18 protein-coding genes are annotated in these 18,422 nt (G+C 70.9%); 7 read left to right on the forward strand and 11 right to left on the reverse strand.

The genetic code is table 11. The features are described 5' to 3' along the window. Window positions 1-2 precede the first annotated feature (2 nt). Window positions 3-1,736: a gamma-glutamyltransferase gene (gene ggt / locus O4N75_RS19040; protein ID WP_269627012.1), complete on the forward strand. Its 1,734-nt coding sequence runs from the start codon at window positions 3-5 to the stop codon at window positions 1,734-1,736. On the opposite strand, the gene O4N75_RS19045 is transcribed toward ggt, so the two are convergent. The 4 genes from O4N75_RS19045 to O4N75_RS19060 all read right to left on the reverse strand — a co-directional run bounded on the left by O4N75_RS19045 (window position 1,733) and on the right by O4N75_RS19060 (window position 5,195). After that, on the reverse strand, window positions 1,733-3,229 hold the full coding sequence (locus O4N75_RS19045; RefSeq protein WP_269627013.1) for a HAMP domain-containing sensor histidine kinase: 1,497 nt from the start codon (window positions 3,227-3,229) through the stop codon (window positions 1,733-1,735). The two genes, ggt and O4N75_RS19045, sit on opposite strands and share 4 nt — an antisense overlap. A 93-nt stretch (window positions 3,230-3,322) precedes the next feature. Further along, window positions 3,323-4,363 (reverse strand): quinone-dependent dihydroorotate dehydrogenase, encoded by a 1,041-nt coding sequence (locus tag O4N75_RS19050; RefSeq protein WP_269627014.1) that lies wholly within the window; start codon window positions 4,361-4,363, stop codon window positions 3,323-3,325. Beyond that, window positions 4,360-4,701 (reverse strand): DUF952 domain-containing protein, encoded by a 342-nt coding sequence (locus O4N75_RS19055; RefSeq protein WP_269627015.1) that lies wholly within the window; start codon window positions 4,699-4,701, stop codon window positions 4,360-4,362. The genes O4N75_RS19050 and O4N75_RS19055 overlap by 4 nt, the downstream gene beginning before the upstream one ends. Before the next feature lie 2 nt (window positions 4,702-4,703). Next, window positions 4,704-5,195 (reverse strand): histidine phosphatase family protein, encoded by a 492-nt coding sequence (locus O4N75_RS19060; protein ID WP_269627016.1) that lies wholly within the window; start codon window positions 5,193-5,195, stop codon window positions 4,704-4,706. A gap of 125 nt (window positions 5,196-5,320) precedes the next feature. On the opposite strand from O4N75_RS19060, the gene O4N75_RS19065 reads away from it, so the two are divergent. Continuing rightward, window positions 5,321-6,472: a homoserine O-acetyltransferase gene (locus tag O4N75_RS19065; protein ID WP_269627017.1), complete on the forward strand. Its 1,152-nt coding sequence runs from the start codon at window positions 5,321-5,323 to the stop codon at window positions 6,470-6,472. Beyond that, window positions 6,469-7,131 (forward strand): methionine biosynthesis protein MetW, encoded by a 663-nt coding sequence (metW, locus tag O4N75_RS19070; RefSeq protein ID WP_267231190.1) that lies wholly within the window; start codon window positions 6,469-6,471, stop codon window positions 7,129-7,131. The genes O4N75_RS19065 and metW overlap by 4 nt, the downstream gene beginning before the upstream one ends. A 44-nt stretch (window positions 7,132-7,175) precedes the next feature. On the opposite strand, the gene O4N75_RS19075 is transcribed toward metW, so the two are convergent. Both O4N75_RS19075 and O4N75_RS19080 read right to left on the reverse strand, forming a co-directional pair. Next, the gene (locus O4N75_RS19075) at window positions 7,176-7,454 is read right to left on the reverse strand and encodes a hypothetical protein (RefSeq protein WP_269627018.1); all 279 of its coding nucleotides are present in this window, start codon (window positions 7,452-7,454) and stop codon (window positions 7,176-7,178) included. Between the two features lie 20 nt (window positions 7,455-7,474). After that, window positions 7,475-10,600, reverse strand: coding sequence for an autotransporter outer membrane beta-barrel domain-containing protein (locus O4N75_RS19080; RefSeq protein WP_269627019.1), 3,126 nt, complete (start codon window positions 10,598-10,600; stop codon window positions 7,475-7,477). 176 nt (window positions 10,601-10,776) lie between these two features. Between O4N75_RS19080 and O4N75_RS19085 the strand changes: the two genes are divergently transcribed. Then, on the forward strand, window positions 10,777-11,118 hold the full coding sequence (locus tag O4N75_RS19085) for a helix-turn-helix transcriptional regulator (RefSeq protein ID WP_056022743.1): 342 nt from the start codon (window positions 10,777-10,779) through the stop codon (window positions 11,116-11,118). Between the two features lie 15 nt (window positions 11,119-11,133). Beyond that, window positions 11,134-12,483 (forward strand): hypothetical protein, encoded by a 1,350-nt coding sequence (locus O4N75_RS19090; RefSeq protein WP_269627020.1) that lies wholly within the window; start codon window positions 11,134-11,136, stop codon window positions 12,481-12,483. Window positions 12,484-12,486: 3 nt separating this feature from the next. On the opposite strand, the gene O4N75_RS19095 is transcribed toward O4N75_RS19090, so the two are convergent. Together O4N75_RS19095 and O4N75_RS19100 are read right to left on the reverse strand one after the other, a co-directional pair. Further along, window positions 12,487-12,831 (reverse strand): P-II family nitrogen regulator, encoded by a 345-nt coding sequence (locus O4N75_RS19095; RefSeq protein ID WP_183772580.1) that lies wholly within the window; start codon window positions 12,829-12,831, stop codon window positions 12,487-12,489. Window positions 12,832-12,898: 67 nt separating this feature from the next. Then, window positions 12,899-13,654, reverse strand: coding sequence for a methyltransferase domain-containing protein (locus O4N75_RS19100; protein WP_269627021.1), 756 nt, complete (start codon window positions 13,652-13,654; stop codon window positions 12,899-12,901). An 81-nt stretch (window positions 13,655-13,735) separates the two neighbouring features. Between O4N75_RS19100 and gloB the strand changes: the two genes are divergently transcribed. Continuing rightward, window positions 13,736-14,500: a hydroxyacylglutathione hydrolase gene (gene gloB / locus O4N75_RS19105; protein ID WP_269627022.1), complete on the forward strand. Its 765-nt coding sequence runs from the start codon at window positions 13,736-13,738 to the stop codon at window positions 14,498-14,500. Window positions 14,501-14,509: 9 nt separating this feature from the next. Then, a complete protein-coding gene (locus O4N75_RS19110) occupies window positions 14,510-16,141 on the forward strand; it encodes a Na+/H+ antiporter (RefSeq protein ID WP_269627023.1) in 1,632 nt (543 codons plus the stop codon). Between the two features lie 6 nt (window positions 16,142-16,147). Here O4N75_RS19110 and O4N75_RS19115 read toward each other — a convergent pair whose 3' ends face one another. The 3 genes from O4N75_RS19115 to O4N75_RS19125 are packed head-to-tail and all read right to left on the reverse strand — an operon-like array spanning window position 16,148 to window position 18,257. Further along, on the reverse strand, window positions 16,148-16,840 hold the full coding sequence (locus tag O4N75_RS19115) for a TPM domain-containing protein (RefSeq protein WP_269627024.1): 693 nt from the start codon (window positions 16,838-16,840) through the stop codon (window positions 16,148-16,150). Window positions 16,841-16,842: 2 nt separating this feature from the next. Next, window positions 16,843-17,631, reverse strand: a complete 789-nt coding sequence (locus tag O4N75_RS19120; RefSeq protein WP_269627025.1) for a TPM domain-containing protein — start codon at window positions 17,629-17,631, stop codon at window positions 16,843-16,845. Further along, window positions 17,628-18,257, reverse strand: coding sequence for a LemA family protein (locus O4N75_RS19125; RefSeq protein WP_269629392.1), 630 nt, complete (start codon window positions 18,255-18,257; stop codon window positions 17,628-17,630). The genes O4N75_RS19120 and O4N75_RS19125 overlap by 4 nt, the downstream gene beginning before the upstream one ends. Between the last annotated feature and the right edge of the window lie 165 nt (window positions 18,258-18,422).

Here is an 18,422-nt window from a genome sequence, read left to right on the forward strand (position 1 = left end):
ACGTGCTTCAGCTCCAGCGTTTCGCCGCCCTCCCTCTCGCCCTGGCCCTGGCCGCCTGCGCCACCACCGCGACGAAGGAGGCGCCGGCGCCCGCCCCCGCCCCGGCCCCCGCAGCCAGCGCGGCCGGGCCGAAGGTCATGGTCACGGCCGCCAATCCGCTGGCGGTGGAGGCGGGGCTGAACGTGCTGCGCCAGGGCGGCTCGGCGGTGGACGCCGCGGTGGCCGTGCAGGCGGTGCTGAGCCTGGTCGAGCCGCAGAGCTCGGGCGTCGGTGGCGGCGCGTTCATGACCTTCTACGACGCCAAGACCAAGAAGGTGGTCGCCTATAACGGCCGCGAAACTGCTCCGGCCGGCGCCACCGAGACGATGTTCCTGGACGCTTCGGGCAAGCCGCTCACCTATCCGGTCGCGGTGACCAGCGGCAAGGCGACCGGCGTGCCCGGCGCGGTGGCCATGCTGGCCATGGCCCAGGCCCAGCACGGCAAGCTGGCCTGGAAGGACCTGTTCGGCGACGCCGAGCGGCTGGCCGCCGACGGCTTCGTAGTCAGTCCGCGCCTGGCCGGCATGATCTCCAGCCCGTTCCCGCAAAGCCAGACGCCCGACGCCAAGGCCTACTTCACCAAGCCCGATGGCCAGCGCTACCAGGCCGGCGATGTGCTGAAGAATCCGGCTTACGCCGCCACCGTCCGCAAGATCGCCGCCGAGGGCCCCAAGGCGCTGCTGGAAGGCTCGATCGCCGAGGCCATCGTCGCCAAGGTGCACGAAGGCCCGCTGCCTGGGACCATCACCCTGGCCGACCTCAAGGCCTACAAGCCCAAGGTCGACGACGCGGTCTGCCGCCCCTATCGCGTCTACGTCGTCTGCGTGCCCAACGCCCCGTCCAGCGGCGCGGCGCTGCTCGAAGCCCTCGGCATCCTGTCGCACACCGATATCGCCGACCGCGGCCCGACCGACCCGCAGGCCTGGTTCCTGTTCGCCCAGGCCAGCCGCCTGATGTACGCCGACCGCGACCGCTACTTCGGCGACCCGGACTTCACCCCGGTTCCGATCGAGGGCCTGCTGGAAGAGGGCTACGTCGCCAAGCGCGCGACCCTGATCGGCGACGTCGCCGGTCCGGCCCCGGCCCCGGGGACGCCGCGCGGCGCCGGCGCCCTGGCCCCCGACGCCACCAAGGAGCCGGGCGGCACCTCGCACTTCGTGATCGTCGACGCCGACGGCGACGTGGTCTCGATGACCACCACGGTCGAGAGCATCTTCGGCACCGGCCGCATGGTCGGCGGCTTCTTCCTGAACAACCAGCTGACCGATTTCTCCTGGGCCCCGGCCAACGCCGACGGGACCAAGGCGGCCAACGCCGTGGCGCCGGGCAAGCGTCCGCGCTCGTCGATGGCCCCCACCATCGTGCTCGACCAGCAGGGGCGCTTCGTGGCCGCCATCGGCTCGCCGGGCGGGAACTCGATCCTGGCCTACAACCTCAAGGCCCTGGTCGGCATCCTGGATTGGAAGCTGAGCGTGCAGGACGCCTTCAACCAGCCCAACCTGATCGCCCGCGGCGACAACTTCGCCTCCGAGCCCGCCCGCTATGCGCCCGGCGTCGTCGATGCGCTGGCGGCCAAGGGGATCGTGTTCAAGGGCAGCGGCGGCGAAGGCTCGGGCCTGCACGGCGTCATGGTCACCCCGCAGGGCCTGCAGGGCGGTGCAGACGACCGCCGCGAGGGCGTGGCGAAGGGCTTCTAGCTCTCGGGGCTCTTGCTGCGCCGGCGCTTCGGGGCCGGCGCGCGGGTCGGGGCGCCCGGCAGCCGCAGCTCGAACACCGTGCCCTGCGGCCCGGTCTCGGCCAGCGACAGGTCGCCGCCGTGGCCCTGGGCCAGCTCGCGGGCGATGGCCAGGCCCAGGCCCGCCCCACCCGGCCGCGTCGATCCGGCGAACGGCTGGAACAGCCGCTCGCGCGCCCGCTCCGACACGCCCGGACCATTGTCGGCCAGGCGGATGACGCTGACCCCGTCCTCGTCGAACAGCGAGACCTGCACCGTGCCCTGACTCTCGCGCCCGGCCTGCTGCTCGATCGCCTGGCGGGCGTTGCGCATCAGGTTGACCAGGATCCGGTGCAGTTGGTCAGGATCGGCCACCACCTGGTCGGCGGGATCGACCAGCGAGATCATCCGCACGCCGTCTTGCGACAGGCGCGCCTCCTCCTCGGCGCCCTCCAGCACCTCGGCCAGGCGCAGCGAACGCACGTCGGGCGCGGCTTCTTCGGTCTTGCCATAGGCCAGCACGTCGCTGGCCAGCTTCACGGCCCGGTCCAGAGCCCGCTCCAGGCGCGGCATGGCCTGGGTCACCTGCGGGTCCTTCAGCGCCGCCAGCCGTTCCGAGGCGATCTGGGCGCTGGTCAGCATGTTGCGCAGATCGTGGTTGATCTTGGCGACCGCCTCGCCCAGCGCGGCCAGGCGGGCCCGCGAGCTGAGCGCGGCGCGCAGCTCCTCCTGCATGCGCTCCAGCTGCACCTCGGCGCGGCCGACCTCGTCGCGGCGGCCCGAGGGCTCGATGTGCGCGGCGGTGTCCTCGGGATCGGCGGCGAACCGTTCCATCGAGCGGGTGATCCGCTGCATCGGTCGGACCAGGAAGTAGTTGAGCGACAGGTAGACCAGCCCGCCCGCCAGGAACGAGACGAAACCCATGATGGCCAGCAGCCGCCAGAGATAGGCGCTTAGCTCGGCCTTCAGCTCGGCGTCGGGCGCGACCACCTCGATGAACTGGGCCTTGTAGAACCGCGGCTCGGCGATCACCCGCACCATCCGCCCCTCGCCGCCCCCGAACAGGGTCTGGAACGGCGCCGACAGCCACGAGGCAGGGGCCTGGTCGCGCAGGTCGACCAGGTAGGGCGGCTCCTCCAGCCGCGGCCCGGGCACCTTCAAGAACCGGTTGCCGTCGTTGTCGAGCACCGCGACCGTCTGCACGCCCGCGCCTTCGCGCAGCTGCGAGGCGAGGTTCTCGCTGAGGATCTGGTCCGGGGCGACCTCGGTGGCCATCGAGGCCAGTTCCGCGGCCCGCACCCGGTCCAGCAACCACTGCTCCTCGAACGAAGCGAGCGCCGCCGGCAGGGCGATGGCGCTGGCGCCAGCGACAAACAGAATGGTCAGAATCAGCAGACGTGCGGACAGGCCGCCCGGCCAGAAAAAGCGGCGCGTGGGCGGCTTTTTGGGCGCCGAAGGAGAGGGGGCGTCCGCCATGACGACTCCCCCGTTACTGCACCCGGAACGGTTCGGCAACGCAGCGCCGTTCCGAAGCGTGGCCGATTCCGTAGGAAAGCTCGCGCTTTGACCTCAATGGGCGCCCACCGCCTGAGCGACCGAGGCGAAGCCGTCGCGGCGCAGGCAGGCGGCCAGCTCGCGCTTGATTCGGGTGATCAGGCCCGGACCGCCGAACACCATGGCCGAATAGAGCTGAACCGCCGACGCGCCGGCGCGTATCTTGGCGTAGGCGTCCTGGCCCGAACCAATCCCGCCGGCCCCGATCAGCGCCACGCGGCCGTCGGCGGCCTGGGCGAAGGCGCCCAGCATCCGCGTCGACAGCGCCGTCAGCGGCGCGCCCGACAGCCCGCCGGTCTCGCCGGCGAACTTCGAGGCCAGTTGCGGGCGGCTGATGGTGGTGTTGGAGACGATGATCCCCTCCAGCCCATTGGCCACAACGGTCTCCACGATCGCTTCGACCTCGCCGTCCTCCAGGTCGGGCGCGACCTTCAGGAACATCGGGACGCGGCCCGCCGCCGGCAGCGAGTCGCGCGCCTGCGCCAGCCGGCCCAGCAGCTCCTCGAGCGCGGCCTTGGTCTGCAGCGCGCGCAGGCCCGGCGTGTTGGGCGAGGAGATGTTGATCGTAAAATAGGAGGCCAGTCCCCACAGCCGAGTCAGGCCGGTCACATAGTCGGCGACGCGGTCCTCGGCGTCCTTGTTGGCCCCGATATTGGCCCCGACCACGCCGGGGCCGCGCCGGGCCAGGCGCGCGGCAAACGGCTCCAGGCCCTCGTTGTTGAAGCCCATGCGGTTGATCACCGCCCGGTCCTCGCTCAGCCGGAACAGGCGCGGACGTGGATTTCCGGCCTGGGCCAGCGGCGTGACCGTGCCGCATTCGACGAAGCCGAAGCCGCTGGCCAGCATCGGCCCGAACACCTCGGCGTTCTTGTCGAAGCCCGGCGCCAGGCCCACGCAATTGGGCAGCTGCAGGCCGGCGACCTCCGTGGCCAGGATCGGGTCGTCGCTTCCGGCGCGCGGTCCCAGCCCCATGGCCAGCAGGCGGATGGTCAGCCGATGGGCGTCCTCGGGGTCGAGGACGTGCATGGCGCGGGCGGCGATGTCGTGCAGGCTCATGCCAGCTTCCCTAGCTGCGGAACCCCGTCCGAGGCCAGCGGCGCGTCAGTGACGGCGCGCACCTTGTCGGTCGCAAGCACGCCATAGAGATGCGGAAAGAGGTCGCCCCCGCGCGAGGGCTCCCAGACCAGGGCCGCGCCCAGGTCGCCCGCTTCGATCTCCAGCACCACCAGGTCCGCCTGGCCGGCGAAGTGCCGCCGGGCGGTCTCGGCCGCCTGCGCCGCGCTCGAAAAGTGGATGAAGCCGTCGGCGTGGTCGACCGCCGAGCCCTCGAACACCCCGGCGGCCTGCGCCAGCGTCCATTCCGCGCGGGAGAGGATCTTGTAGATGCGTCCCATGCTCAGCCCCGCGGGAAGAACAGGCCGTCGTAGGCCGGCCGCCCGGCGGCGTCGAACAGGAACACCGCGGCCGCCGCGGTCGGGAAGGCGGCGTGGGCGCGGGCGATCAGCGGCGCCGGGGCCGAGCCCTCCGACAGCAGCCGGATGGCCAGTTCCTGCAGGCCCGGATTGTGGCCGACGACCATCACCGTGCGCGAGCTCTGGCCGGCGGCCTCGGCCAGCTCCCGGACCAGCCGCTCCTCGGCCAGGTACAGCACGCGTTCGAACCGCGCGGCGCAGGTGGGAAAGGCGCCCTGCGCCGCCGCCCAGGTCTCGCGGGTGCGCTGGGCGGCCGAGACCAGCGCGATGTCGGGGACCAGGCCCAGGTCGGCGAGGTTGGCGGCCATGGCCGCAGATTCCCGCACCCCGCGGTCGGTGAGCTTGCGGTCGAAGTCCTCGCCGCTCTTGGAGTCGCGCTCCGCCTTCCCGTGGCGCATGAGAATAAGCCGATCCATGAACGCTCCGCCGCGCTCCTTGCTGTCTGACGCGCCCCCGAGCGCTGCTTGAAAGGTCTCATAGCCGTCCTGAGCCGATACGCGAAGCTGTTGACAGCGAAAGAGCTTGGCGGTCCAAGCGGCGGATGAGCGCGATTGCGATCCAGACGAGCGAAACCGGCGGCGGGCTGCACAGCTTCCCGGCCGACCAGCCGTTGCGCCTCGATTCCGGCGCGCTGCTCAGCCCGCTGGAGATCGCCTACAAGACCTACGGCACGCTGAACGCCGACAAGTCCAACGCTGTGCTGGTCTGCCACGCCCTGACCGGCGACCAGCATGCGGCCTCGCCGAACCCGGTGACCGGCAAGCCCGGCTGGTGGGACCGGGTAATCGGGCCCGGCCTGCCGCTCGACCCCGAGCGCTACTTCATCATCGCCACCAACGTCATCGGCGGCTGCATGGGCTCGACCGGCCCGGCCTCGCTGAACCCGGCGACCGGCGAGCCCTACGCCCTCTCCTTCCCGGTGATCACCATCGCCGACATGGTGCGAGCCCAGGCCATGCTGATCGAGGCGCTGGGCATCGAGACCCTGTTCGCTGTGGTCGGCGGCTCAATGGGCGGGATGCAGGTCCTGCAGTGGGCGGCCGACTATCCGGACAAGCTGTTCTCGGCGATCTGCATCGCCGCGGCCGCGCGCCACTCGGCCCAGAACATCGCCTTCCATGAGGTCGGCCGCCAGGCGATCATGGCCGATCCCGACTGGCGCGGCGGCGCCTACCAGCTGGCCGGCGTGCGTCCCGAAAAGGGTCTGGCCGTGGCCCGCATGGCCGCGCACATCACCTATCTGTCCGAGCCGGCGCTGCAGCGGAAGTTCGGCCGCGAGCTGCAGCGCGACGGCCTGTCGTGGGGCTTCGACGCGGACTTCCAGGTCGAGAGCTACCTGCGCCACCAGGGCGCCAGCTTCGTCGACCGCTTCGACGCCAACTCGTACCTCTACATCACCCGGGCGCTGGACTATTTCGACCTCGGCGCGCGGTGCGGCGGGGTGCTGGCCGAGTGCTTCGCCCGGGCGCGGCACGTGCGCTTCTGCGTGCTGTCGTTCTCGTCCGACTGGCTCTATTCCACGGCCGAGAGCCGCGACATCGTCCGCGCGCTGAACGCCGCCGGCTGCCGCGCCTCGTTCGCCGAGATCGAGACCGACAAGGGCCACGACGCCTTCTTCCTCGACGAACCGGTGCTGGATTCGGCGCTGCGCGGCTTCCTGGCCTCCGCCGCCGACAAGCGGGGCCTTGCGTGACTTCCATCCGCGACGACTTCAAGGAAATCCTCCGGATGGTGCGCCCGCACGCGCGGGTGCTCGACGTCGGCTGCGGCGAGGGCGAGCTGCTCGAGCTGCTGACCAACGAAAAGGAGATCGACGGCCAGGGCCTTGAGCTCTCGCGCGAGGGCGTCGCGGCCTGCCTGGCCCGCGGCCTGGCCGTGGTCCAGGGCGACGCCGACCACGACCTCGACAACTTCCCGACCAAGGCCTTCGACTACGCGGTGCTGTCCAAGACCCTGCAGCAGGTGCGCGACCCCAAGCACGTGCTGTCGGAACTGCTCCGCATCGCCGACCGCGCGGTCGTCTCGCTGCCGAACTTCGGCCACTGGCGGGTGCGGATGGACCTGCTGACCAAGGGCCGGATGCCGGAGACCAAGTCCCTGCCCGAGCCGTGGTGGTCGACGCCCAACATCCACCTCTGCACGCTGCGCGACTTCACCGCGCTGTGCGACGACCTCGACCTGCGGATCGACGCCTGCGCCTCGCTGGTGCCGGGCAAGCCGGCGCGTCAGATCGATCCGTCGCGTCCGATCGAGAACTGGCGCGCCGAGAACGCCCTCTTCCTGCTCAGCCGAAAGGCGGAGCCGGCGCCTCCAAGCACGCCGGCCCCGCCCCCGGGAAGCCTCTTCGAATAGCGGCGGGCGACGGGGGGACCATCCGCCCGGGGGAAGACGCCGCCTTAGGAGAGCCACTTCGGCTGCGGGCGTCCCGCCGCAGCCATCAGGCTGAGGAGCGCCAGGCTCCCCTCGAAGAGGCAGAAGCCGGCCACAAGCAGGACCGGCGTCTCCACGATGGCGCTGGGGTGGACGACCACCAGCGCGACCCCGAAAATCAGACAGACGACAGCTCCGGCCAGCGCCACCCACGACCGCCAGAGCGGCGGGCGACCATGGGTGCGCCGCGCCACGCCGACCAGCCCGGCGGCGATCGCCAGGAAAGCTCCAGCCAAGAGCGTCATCTCAGTTCAACTCCACGCCGCTAGAACAGGAAGCGGACCACGACCCGGCCGTCATAGGCCTCGTAGTCGTCGCGGTACTCGCCGCCGCCCTCGAGGGCGAAGTCGAAGTATTGCCCCTGGCCGCGCAGGGCCAGGCGCACCACCGGCCCGCCGCCCGACAGGTCGGGCGCGGCGAGGCCGAAGGCGGGACCTCCGGCGACGAAGCGGGCGGTCGTGACGTCCACTCCGTCGCCGGCTGCCTGCCGCCAGCCGGCGGTCAGCTCGGGTTTCCAGACAAAGGCGCTCTCCTCGCCGAACCGGGCCCCGAGGGTGACCCCCGCGAAGGCGCTGAGCTGATTGCTCGAACGCTCGTCGATCGACAGGTCCATGGCCGCGCCGCCGCCGGACTCGGTCCGGCCGTCCTCCTTCAGCATGAAGTAGTCGGCGTTGGCCTGTGGTTTGAAATAGAAGCGGCCGAGGTCGAACAGGTAGGACAGGCCGGCATGGGCCGCGAAGGTCAGGCCGCTCCAGTCGGACTTGGCTTGCTTGTTGAGACCGGCGGCCGGATCGGACAGCACCCGCGTGCTCTTCAGCGACGCATAGCCGCCGTTCAGGCCGAGATTGGCGGTCAGTCCGCCGGCGGTGTCGCGCCAGTAGACGCCGGCCGAATAGACCTGGCCGCCCAGCGACTCCGCCGCCGAGGCGAAGGCGTCGTCGACATTGACGTTCACGAAGCTGGTCATCAGGCCCAGGGTGCCGATGCCGGTGTAGGGGGCCTCGATCCCGCCGGCCAGGCCGAAGCCGTCGGCGTCGTAGTTGGTGGTGCGGTCGACGTCGCGCTTCACCAAGAAGGCGATCTCCTGGGTCCAGACCCGCAGCCCGTCGCCGTTCAGTTCGCCGTCGTTCTCGTCGATCGCCCGGTTGGTGGCGTCCGAAGCCGCCGCCAGGGTGTGGAACAGGCTGCCGGTGAAGTCGGGCAGGAACTGGTCGTATAGCCCCGCGAAGCCGGTGCCGTCGGTCTTGGCCAGCAGGGCGTCGCGAACGGTGGCGTCGCGGTCGAAATTGGCGAACACCGCGTCATAGGCGGCCGCCTCGGCGCTGTTCAGGCCCGCCTCGGACGCGGTGCGACGGCGCACGTCGGCCAGCAGCGCGTTGTTGGCCTGATCGACCCGCAGCTCTGACTTGTAGAGCCACGGCGTCGTGCCCAGCAGGCTTTGGTCGATGGTCCCGGCGGTCAGCGTCCCGGCCTTGATCAGGGTGAAGGTAGTCGGCTCGCTCAGCTTGGAGGCGAAGCGCAGGCCGACCTTGGACCCGGTGGCCAGGTTGGCGGCGCCGGCGACGTTCAGGCTGGTCGACTTGCCGCCGGCCGCGTCGGCGGTCAACACCAGTTCGCCGGTCGAGCCGAGGGTCAGAGAGGTCAGGTTGAGCGTGTCGACATTGGTCGCCGTCAGCCGCCCCTTGGCGATGTTCATGGTCAGGCCGCCGCCGGCGTCGGTCACCGCGCCGGTCAGCGTCGCCCCGCCGTCGATCACCAGCGCGTCGGCGCCGGACCCGAAGGCCGCCGCACCGACCATCGTGCCGGCCAGCAGCTCCAGCCGCGCCGGGCCCGCGCCGAACAGCACGTCGCCGACGATGGCCGGGGTGACCGAGGTCGAGGCGTTGGCGCCCTGGCGGACGGTGACGCCGCTGGTGTTGGCGCGCAGGTCCATGGCAGTCGCCTTGCCGGCTATCGTCTCGGTGGTGGAGAAGCCGGCGGCGATGGTCTTGACGTTCTCGATCAGGCTCAGCGAGCCGGACGCGTCGAGGATCGCGGTCGCCGAGCCCTTGGTCCCGGTGATGCTCGCGGTGATGTCGCCGGAATTGCCCAGATAGGAAACGCCGGCCCCGGCGTCGATCTGCACGGCGCGGACATCGACCGCCTCGGTGGCCGTGGAGCCGGCCTTGATGGAGCCGCCCTCGACCAGGATCTTCGGAGTGCTGACGCCGGCCCCGAGCCGCAGGCCCATGGCGCCCGCCTTGACGGCGGTGGCGCTGACCGCACCCGACACCCGCACCCCGCCGTCGATCGTGACGCCGCCGCCCAGACCGCCCAGTTGCACGGCCGTGGCCGAGATCCCGTCATAGATCCCCAGCGCCTGGGCCGAGCCCTTGATGTTCAGGCCATAAGCGCTGACGCCGGTCCCGCCGACGCCCAGGCGGATCGCCCGCGTATCCGAGCCGATCAGCATGGCCGGGGCCGAGCCGAGGGAGGTGACCGCGCCGGCGGTCTGGCTGGCGTCGGCCACGCCGTCGCCATCCTCGTCGGCGTTATTCTTGTCGTTGTCGGCCGGCGCGGCGTCGACGACGACGCCTCCGAACACGTCGCCGCGGACGCGCACCGCCGGGCCGCCGATCAGCAGGTCGTCGGCGTCCAGCTTGGCGACGGCCGCATCAGTCCCGCGGCTGGTGTAGCGGAAGCCCGTCGAGGAGATCGCGCCGCCCAGGATCAGCTTGCCGCCGATGTTGTCGTCGGTGGCCACCACCACCGCGCCCTCGCCCTGCGCCACGACGGACGAGCGGATCGCCACATCGCCGCCGACGGTGCTGGCGGAGTGGACGCCAAAGCCGTTGGAGCCAGTCACCGCGATTGCGCCGGCGGTGCGGATCGATCCGTCGATCGCCGTTTCCACCGAGATGCCGGCGGAGTCGTTGCCCTCAATAGTGATCGAGCCGCCCGACTGGATCACGTCGCCGTGGAAGGCGCCAGGACCGGTGACGCGGATGCCGTAACGGCGCGCGCCGGTGGCGAACGGTCCGTCCAGATCGCCGTCGCCGTCGGTGTCCTTGATCTCCGTCGTCTCGTCGATGGTCATCGTGCCGGCGTGCTTGATCGTGCCGGTCATGCCGCCCAGGCCCAGGATGCCGGTCGCGTCGTTGACGTTGGAGAACTTGATCGTCCCCTCGTTGGTCACCGTGTTGTTGCTGTTCAGCGTGACCGCAGCCCCCGCGGACGTCAGCTGGATCGTCCCGGCGGTGCTGATCTTCACGTCGTCGCGGGCCCCGTTGGCGGCGGTGGCGGTGGCGACCGGCGTAGCGACGGTGGTCGAGATGACGGTTTCGGCCTGGGCCGCGCCCGCCAACAGGCAAAGCGGCGATGCGGCGGCGAACAGGACGTGGCGAAGGCGCATGATCACTCCAGTCGGACCTCACGACGTGGCTTGCGGCCACAGATCCGTGCTATGACGACGACGAGGCGTTACGCGTCTCGTATAAACACGTTTCGTAAGTACTGTACATCGACGGGTCAAGTGCGCAAAATGCGCAGGCGGCCAGCGACGCCGCGCGAGCTTGAAGGAGTAGAAACATGCCAAGAAGCGCGGTCGATCCTGCGCGGGCGGCGGTCACCAAGAGTCTGCGCCAAGAGGCCGGACGCTGGCTGAAGGCCGGGCGCGAAGCTGCGGGCCTGACCCAGGCCGAACTGGCGGAACGCGTCGGCTTGCGTTACTACACCTTCGTCTCGCAGGTGGAGAGCGGCCTAGGCCGCGTGCCGATCGAGACGCAAGGCGCCTGGGCTCAGGCGATTGGCCTCGATCCTGCCGAATTCGCCCGTACCTTGCTGCGCTACTACGAGCCGGAGCTATTCCGGCTGCTGTTCGGGGACGCCGCTCAGGACGCGCCGGTCGCGCGCCTGGCGGGAAGGGGCTAAGGAACCACCGTCGGAATGGACAACGTCGTCCCGTTCGCGCCGCGGCCCAGCGCCGGCGGCGGATGGACCGCCGCTGAACGCGCGCGGCTGTCCGAACTGGCCGACCGGCTGGCCGAAGGCGGCGCCAAGGTCGAGGTCGTCTACGGCGTCACCGACGAGGGCGATCCCTGGTGCGTCATCAAGGACGACCAGGAAGAAGTGCTGATCCACGTCGCCAGGATCAACGGCCAGTTCGTCATCCACGACGCCTCCGCCGATGCGATCCAGGAGGGCGAGACCCTCTGGGCCGCCTGCGACCGGCTGCTGGGCGGCGACTGGCGCGAGGCCCGCGACGACGTCGTCGTCTCGCTCAGCGCCCGCCAGGTGCAGACCTTCATCGCCTTGGTGGTCGCCGCCACCTTCATCCACGAGGTCGACGACGCCGCGGCGGCGACGCCGGCCGCGATCGAACACGCCGACCTGACCGCCGCCGGCGCGCCGCTGGCCGTGGTCGCGGCCAGCGCCCAGTCGAACGCCGACGAGGTTCAACGCCAGGACCTGCTGGCCCCGCAGACCCACGGCGCCGGCGAAGAGGTCCAGACCGTCGCCAGCTCGACGGTCGCCGAGGGCGAGACCCCGCCCGACGCGCCGCAGCCGGCCTCGGGCGAGACCGAGCCCCCGGAACCGCTGGCCCTGGCCGCGCTCGAGGCTCCGACCGAGCCGACCCACGACGCCGCCCCGCCGACCGAAGAGATCCATACCGGCCAGGTCATCCAAGGCGGCGCGGGCGACGACACCCTGCGCGGCGGCGACGGCGACGACACCCTGTCGGGCGGTGCTGGCGCCGACAGCCTGATGGGCGGCGCCGGGGCCGACCAGCTGCATGGCGACGAAGGCGCCGACACGCTCGACGGCGGCGGCGCTCCCGAAGGCCGCGTCGACGTCCTCGACGGCGGGGCCGGCGACGACGTCATCCATATGACGTCCATGACCATTGCGGTCGGCGGGGCCGGCGCCGACACCTTCACGATCGTCGCACCGCCGCCAGGCGGCGGACTGCTGGGGGTGGTGTTCGACTTCTCGGCCGGCGAGGGCGACCGCCTCACCTATCGCGGCCGCGACGTGAACGTGGTCAGCCACAAGGACCATCCGAACATCTTCGAGGGCATGCTGACCTCGGGACAGCAGACATTCACGCCGACGCCCGGCGAGCGGGTCGACGTCGATCTCGATGGCGATGGCCAGCTCGACGGCTACCTGCTGCTCGGCCACGGACGTCCCGGCCCCGGCGCGCCGGTCGATCCGGACGCCGCCTCGCACGTGCTCGGCGCCCCGGTCGTCTTCGCCGTCGACAAGGCCGGCCTGGACGACGGGACCTTCGTCTAGCTCTCAGCCGGCGATGGCGGACGCGTCGCGGTCGCCGGTGCGGATGCGCAGCGCCTGTTCCAGGTCGAGCACGAAGACCTTGCCGTCGCCGATCTTGCCGGTGTTGGCGGTGCGCGCCACGGCCTCGATCACCGCCTCGGCGATGTCCGATGGCACGGCGATCTCCAGCTTCACCTTGGGCAGGAGCTTCACCTCGTACTCGGCCCCGCGATAGACCTCGGTCTTGCCGCGCTGACGGCCATAGCCGCGGACCTCGGTGACCGTCAGGCCCGAGGCCCCGGCCTCGGTGACAGCCTCCAGCACCGCGTCCAGACGGCTCGGCTTGATGACCGCGACGATCATTTTCATGGTGCTACTCCAAGACTCGGCTGACGCCCCAGGCTAGGGCCAAGCGATACTGTGTCCAAGCGCTTGTCTACTTCGGCGGTTCCTGCGCCCGCGAAACAGGCGCCCGATTGGCCGGAAGCGGGGCAAGGCCCGGCCGAACGGCAGGAACCCGCACCCGCGCGGTCCTGGCCTTGACCGCAAAGGTCTCCTTCACCGCCTCGGTCAGCACCAGGCCGGCGAAACCCGGCCACAGCCGCGAGCCGGCCTGCTCGAAGCCTTCGGCCCAGCCGGCCATCCAGGCGACCGGCGGCACATAGAGCGCCCGGGTCCAGCCGGTGGGCTCCAGCTCGGCCTCGCGCAGCAGATCAGCGAGCTGGCTGCGGGTATAGGGCCGGCCATGCCCGAACGGGGTCCGCTCGGCGTTGGCCCACAGTCCGTTGCGGGCGGCGGTGACCACCACCACCCGGCCGGTCGGCGAGAGCACGCGCCAGACCTCGCGCAGCAGCGCGATGGGGTCCGGGCTTTCCTCCAGCGCGTGCACGGCGAGAATCCGGTCGAAGAAGGCGTTCTGGAACGGCAGCGCATCCTCGGCCGACAGGCAGGCCAGGTTCGCGCCCTCCGCCGGCCACAGTTCCACCCCCTGCTGGGCCGGCATGGCGGCCACCACTCGCCGCGCCGCTGGGCGGATCGAACCCAGGAACGGGGTCGCGTAACCGAGGCCAAGCACGTCCAGGTCGCGGGCGTCGTCCCAGGTTTCCAGCACCTTGCGCGACACCATCTCGCGGGCCGCGCGGCCCAGCGGTGTGGCGTAGAACTGGCGGAGTTCGAGGACGTCGCGACGCATGCCCTGCAAGACTTAGGCTCGACTTGGCCGGCTGCCGACCCTAAATCGCAGTTACCCCGACAAGAAGGCCTGGAGTGACACGTGTCGATCACCGTCCATCAGTTTCCCTGCCTCTCGGACAATTACGGCTTCCTGGTGCGTGACGACGCCAGCGGCCTGGCCGCCTGCATCGACACGCCGGACGCCGCGGTGATCCTGCGCGAACTGAACGCGCTCGGCTGGAAGCTCGACCTGATCCTCAACACCCACTGGCATCCCGACCACGCCGGCGGCAACGCCGAGATCAAGGCCGCCACCGGCGCCCACGTGATCGGCCCGGCCGAGGTCGAGCGCATCGGCCAGGCGCCGGACCGCATCGTCGCCGGCGGCGATATCGTCGCGCTGGGCGAGACCCGCTTCGAGGTGATCGAGAGCGGCGGCCACACCCTGGGCCATGTCGCCTACTATGCCCCCGCGGGCGACGTCGCCTTCGTCGGCGACACCCTGTTCGCCCTGGGCTGCGGCCGATTGTTCGAAGGCACGCCGCAGCAGATGTGGGACAGCCTGCAGCGGCTGGCCGAGCTCCCCGACGACACCAAGGTATACTGCGCCCACGAATACACCGCCTCCAACGCCCGCTTCGCGCTGTCGGTGGACGACGCCCCGGCGTTGAAGGCCCGCGCCGGCGATATCTTCGCCGCCCGCGAACGCGGCGAGTGGACAGTGCCCACGACCATCGGCCTGGAGAAGGCGACCAACCCGTTCCTGCGGGCGCCGGCGCTGGCCGGACGCATGGGCCTGTCAGGCGCTCCGGACCATGAGGCGTTCGCGGCGATCCGCGCCGCCAAGGACAGCTTCAAGGGCTAGAGCCGCACGTTGGCCTGGATCTCGACCATCCTCTTCCTGATGCTGGCCGTCGCGGTCAGCGCGCCGCTGGCCCGCCTCGTGCGGCTGCCCTTGCCGCTCGTCCAGATCGCCCTGGGCGCCGTGATCGCCATCTCGGTGATCCCGACGGTGGACCTCAAGCCCTCCATCTTCTTCCTGCTGTTCCTGCCGCCGCTGCTGTTCCTCGACGGTTGGCGCATCCCCAAGGACGACCTGTTCCGTGACGGGGCGGTGATCCTTGAACTAGCCTTGGGCCTGGTGGTGTTCACCGTCGTCGGCGTCGGCCTGCTGATCCATTGGCTGATCCCGGCCATGCCGCTGGCCGTGGCCTTTGCGCTGGCCGCCGTGCTCTCGCCCACCGACCCGATCGCGGTCTCCGCCATCGCCTCGCGCACCACGATCCCCAAGCGGCTGATGCACATCCTGGAGGGGGAGTCGCTGCTCAACGACGCCTCGGGCCTGGTCTGCATGCGCTTTGCGGTGGCCGCAGCGGTGACCGGCGCCTTCTCGCTGCAGCAAGCGGTCGGCTCGTTCCTGTGGGTGGCGTTCGGCGGCCTGGCCATCGGCGTCGGCGTCACCTGGAGCGTCACCACCGCCAAGAACTGGGTTGCAGCGAAGCTGGGCGAGGACACCAGCGTCCAGATTCTGGTCAGCCTGCTGATCCCGTTCGGGGCCTACATGCTGGCCGAGCACTTCCACTGCTCGGGCATCCTCGCCGCTGTCGCCGCGGGGGTGACCATGAGCTTCACCGAGCAAAGCGGCCAGGCGCTGGCGATCACCCGCGTCCGCCGCGCCGCGGTCTGGGACACCATCCAGTTCACCCTCAACGGGGTCATCTTCGTGCTGCTGGGCGAACAGATGCCCAGCATCATGGCCCGCGCCGCCGAGACCGTTCGCATCACCGGCCACCACGAGCCCTGGTGGCTGATCGTCTACGTCCTGGCGATCACCGCCGCCCTCGCCGCCCTCCGGTTCGTCTGGGCCTGGCTTTCGCTGAAATGGAACATGACCCGCGCCCTGCGCCGGGGCCAGCCGCCCCCGCCGGTCAGCTGGCGGCTGATCGCGGCGACCTCGGTCGCCGGCGTGCGCGGGGCCATCACCCTGGCCGGCGTGCTGACCCTGCCCTTCGCCCTGGCCGACGGCACGCCCTTCCCAGCCCGCAACCTCGCCATCTTTCTGGCCGCCGGAGTGATCATCGTCTCGCTGGTGCTGGCCAGCATCGCCCTGCCCCGGCTGCTGAAGAACCTGGAGCTGCCGCCCGAACCCTCGCATCAGAGCGACATCGACAACGCCCGCGTCGAGGCCGCCCAGGCCGCGATCACCGCCATCGAACAGGCCCAGCACGACATGGCCGGGGGCCGGGCCGACGCCGACCTCTACACCGACGCTTCGGCGCGGATCATGGAGCTCTATCGCCAGCGGATCGACAGCCGCCGGCAGGAACCCGAGGCGCTCGAGCTCCATCGCCAATCGGAACTGATCGAGCGCCAGCTGCGTCTGGCCGGCCTGCGCGCCGAGCGCGACGCGATCTTCCGCCTGGCCCGCGCCCGCCGCCTCGACGACGTAAGCGCCCGCAAGCTGGTGCGCGAGATCGACCTGCTGGAAGCGCGCTACGCGGTCTAGTCGGGTCTAGCCCAGCACCACCACCGAGTCCGACAGCTCGTTGGGATTGTCGTCGTCGCGCGGCGGAAAGTGCTCGGCCAGGATGGCCCCGCACAGGCTGATCGCCTCCTCGAAGCCGTCGGCCGGACGCCCGGCCTTGAAGCCGTCCATCAGCCGCGCCATCGCCCCGTCCCAGGCGCCGGCCGCCACCTTGGCGGCGATGCCTTCGTCGGCGATCAGCTCGGCCATGTGCTCGCGGGCCGAGACATAGATCAGCACCCCGGTGCGCTCGCGGGTGGCCTGCAGGTTCTTGGCCAGGAACTGCTCGTGGGCGCGCCGCCGCACGCGTTCGCGCTTCAGCGCCCGCGGGGTCATGAAATGGCGCACCACCGGAATCGCCACTGCGATCGCCACCGCCACGAACAGCGCGCATTGCAGCAGGATCGCCCCGCTCAGCGCCGTGCGCGCCGCAGCCTCGGCCGCCGAACTCATCTGCGCCGCCGACCAGCCGCCGCCGATGTCGTCGGGCGCGGTGACATGAACACCGCCCGCCAGCAGCACCGCCGGCGCCGCCAGGGCGGCGATCGCACCCCAGGCGATCGGCACTTCCAAGTACTCCGAGGACTCAGGCGCGACCACGCAGTAGATCTCGCCCGTCGTGCCGGCCTCGGCCGCCTTCACGGCCGCCTCGATCCGGGCGCGGTCCGTTTCGCTCAACATTCCTACCAACTCCCCGAGGCCCCGCCGCCGCCGCCCGAACCGCCGCCGCCGCTGAAGCCGCCGCCTCCGAAGCCGCCGCCGCCGCTCCAGCCGCCACGACCGCCGCCGCCGCCGCTGCTGCCGCTGCCGAGGATCAGCGGCAGCCACCACAGGCTGCCACGCCGGCGGCCGCCGAACACGCCGCTGAGCAGCCAGAAGATGATGAAGATGACGACGATGGTTCCGAAGCCGACCCCGCCTTCGCCTTGCGGGCTTTCCTGGGCCTTGGCGACGGCCGCACGCGCCTCGTCGTCGGGCAGCGACAGCTGCTGGACGATGGCCTGGGTCCCGTCGACCACGCCCTCCTCAAGCCGGCCCTCCTTGAAGGCCGGGATGATCCGCTGGTTGATGATCAGGCTGGAGAGCGCGTCGGTGAGCACCGGCTCCAAGCCGTAGCCGACCTCGATGCGCACCTTCCGTTCGCTGGGCGCGACGATCAGGATCGCCCCGTCGTTGCGCTCCTTGCTGCCGATGCCCCAGGTGCGCAGCAGCTGATAGCCGTAGTCCTCGATCTCGTAGCCCTGCAGGTCGGGCAGGGTCGCCACCACGAGCTGGCGGCCGGTCTGGGTCTCCAGGCTCGCCAGTTCCTGCGTCAGCTGCGCCTCGGCCTGGGGCGACAGAATGCCGGCGTCGTCGACCACCCGTCCGGTCAGGGGCGGGAAGGTCGGCGCGGCCAGCGCCGCGCCGGCCCAGGCGAACAGGACCAGGACCGCGAGGCGCGCTGCGCCCCACGGCCCCGTGCGCATCGTCATTGGGCGGGAGCCGGGACCGGAGCGGCCGGGGCCGGAGTCGCCGGCGCCATGTTCACCGGCGGCGCGGCCGGGGCCGACCCGCCGAAGTTGACGCTCGGCGCGGTCTGCGCCGCGGCGCTGGCGGCGAAGGTCTGCATCGGCTTGGCCCAACGGTGCACCGTCCCGGCCCACAGCGCGCCGGGGAAGGTGCGGATCTCGGTGTTGTAGTCCTGGACCGCGGCGTTGTAGTCGCGCCGCGCGATGGCGATGCGGTTCTCGGTGCCTTCCAGCTGGCTCTGCAGGGCCATGAAGTTCTGGTTCGACTTCAGGTCCGGATAGCGCTCCTGGATCATCATCAGCCGGCCGAGCACGCCCGACAGCTGGTCCTGTGCGGCGGCGAACTTCTGGAACTGCACCGGGTCGGTGATGGTCGAGGCGTCGACCTTGACCTGGGTGGCCGAGGCGCGCGCCTCGGTGACCTGCGTCAGGACTTCGCGCTCCTGGGCTGCATAGCCCTTCACGGTCTCCACCAGGTTGGGGATCAGGTCGGCGCGGCGCTGGTACTGGTTCTGCACCTCAGCCCAGGCGGCCTTGGCCTTTTCGTCCTTGGTGGGGATGGTGTTGATCCCGCAGCCGGCGATCAGCATGGGCGCCAGCACGATCAGGGCTGCGCGCGCGAAGCGTTGGCGAATATTGGTCACGTGAGAGTGCTCCCAAGGCCGCCAAGTCCGAGCTTGGCCTGCGCATCATTGGCCCGAGGCGGGCGACTGCGCAATCTCCGCGCGATTACTGAGACGTGCTCGCGCGGGCGA

The organism is Phenylobacterium sp. NIBR 498073 (genome assembly GCF_027286305.1).
In the GTDB taxonomy this organism is placed as follows: Bacteria; Pseudomonadota; Alphaproteobacteria; order Caulobacterales; family Caulobacteraceae; genus Phenylobacterium.